We start from the raw sequence: 1,531 nt of genomic DNA, 5'->3' as shown, positions 1-1,531 counted from the left end.
GGTTGTGGTACAATCCCATTGTTACAAACTATCCCGAAAGGAACAAACCGATGTCGCACCCTGCAATCAAAACCGTATCCCTGATCGGCCTGGGCTCTCTGGGTATCATGTACGCCCACCATCTGAGTCGCAGAATGCCCTTCGAAGATCTTCGCATCGTCGCGGGAACCGATCGCCAACAGCGCTATGAAACCACCCCCATCTTCTGCAACGAAGAACCCTGTCGGTTTCACTTCATCGCCCCCGAAGAACAGACCGGTCCGGCGGATCTCATGTTGTTCACCGTCAAGTTTGAGGGCTTGGAGCAGGCCATCCGGGACGCCGAAAATCAAATCGGAACCGATACGCTGATCCTGTCCTTTTTAAACGGCATTGTGAGCGAAGAGATCATCGGAAAGCGCTATGGCCGTGAAAAGGTGCTGTACGCCGTCGCCCAGGGCATGGACGGCATACGATCGGATAACGAGTTGACCTACAAGAATATGGGACTGGTTTGCTTCGGTGAAGGAGAAAAGGGACTTCTGACACCCCGGGTCCGCAGCGTGGAAGACTTTTTTATTCGAACGGAATTTCCCCATCAAGTCGACACGGATATGAAGGCCAGACTGTGGGGCAAGTTCATGCTCAATGTAGGCGTCAACCAGGCAGTAGCCGTTTTTCGGGGAACCTACGGCACGATCCAGCAGCCGGGCGAAGCCCGCCGCACCATGATCGCCGCCATGGAAGAGGTGATCCCGCTCGCTGCGGCCGAAGGCATCGAATTGACACAGCAGGACCTCAATTACTGGCTGGACGTCCTGGATACCCTTCGGCCGGAAGGAAAGCCTTCACTGGCTCAGGACCTGGACAGCGGACGCCCCACTGAGGTGGAGCTGTTTGCCGGAACCGTATTGTCCCTGGGCGCCAAGCACGGCATCGACACGCCGATCAACCGCTTCTTGTACGACAGGATCCGGACGCTGGAAAACAGATAAAGCACCCTTTTCAAAGCAATGACGCCCCGAGGGGCGCCATTTTCCGTGTGCCGGTCTACTTGTTTACCGGTCGGACCGGTCTTTTCCGGATGCTTTGATGTAGGCTGAAAATCCCGAGGAATACAGGATTTCACCCTCGCCGGTCACCCAGCAGGCTTCCATGTTCTCCAACGATTCGATGTAGCGCATCCCCTCCTCCGCCGACAGATTGAATACGTACGTGGACAACGCATCCGCCAGACCCGAATCCGGACAGAGGAGCGTCACCTGGGCAAAGCGGCCGGCCGGCATCAGCGTCTCCGGGTCGATGATGTGGTGGTAACGAATGTCGTTGACCGTATAATATCGTTCATAGACTCCGCTGGATACGACGGAAAGGCCCGCGATGATCAAGGCAAACATATCTTCCTGATCCGATGTTTTGTCCGGGTACTGGATCCAGATGGTCCAGTAGGATTCTTGATTGTCTGCGTTGAGGATTTTTCCGCCGATCGCGCGAACGTTGCCGCCCACGCTCAGGAGAAGGGACTGCACACCTTCCGATTCCAACTGTCGGG

At 55.9% G+C, this 1,531-nt stretch carries 2 protein-coding genes; one reads left to right on the top strand and one right to left on the bottom strand.

The window, feature by feature from the left end; all coding sequences use genetic code 11:
• Nucleotides 1-50: 50 nt before the first annotated feature.
• On the top strand, nucleotides 51-974 hold the full coding sequence (locus GX147_09180; protein ID NLN60851.1) for a ketopantoate reductase family protein: 924 nt from the start codon (nucleotides 51-53) through the stop codon (nucleotides 972-974).
• Nucleotides 975-1,037: 63 nt separating this feature from the next.
• On the opposite strand, the gene GX147_09175 is transcribed toward GX147_09180, so the two are convergent.
• Nucleotides 1,038-1,531 (bottom strand): FAD:protein FMN transferase (locus GX147_09175; GenBank protein ID NLN60850.1); only part of this gene is annotated, 494 nt, incomplete at its 5' end.

It is taken from the genome of Deltaproteobacteria bacterium (assembly GCA_012522415.1).
Lineage (GTDB): Bacteria > Desulfobacterota > Syntrophia > Syntrophales > JAAYKM01 > JAAYKM01.
The sequence above is the reverse complement of the archived record's forward strand: the minus strand, read 5'-3'. Positions and strand labels throughout refer to the sequence as shown.

Bases quoted from the DNA above. Each gene is read 5' to 3' on its own strand.
- GX147_09180 (NLN60851.1), top strand. From the start codon at position 51: ATGTCGCACCCTGCAATCAAAACCGTATCCCTGATCGGCCTGGGCTCT.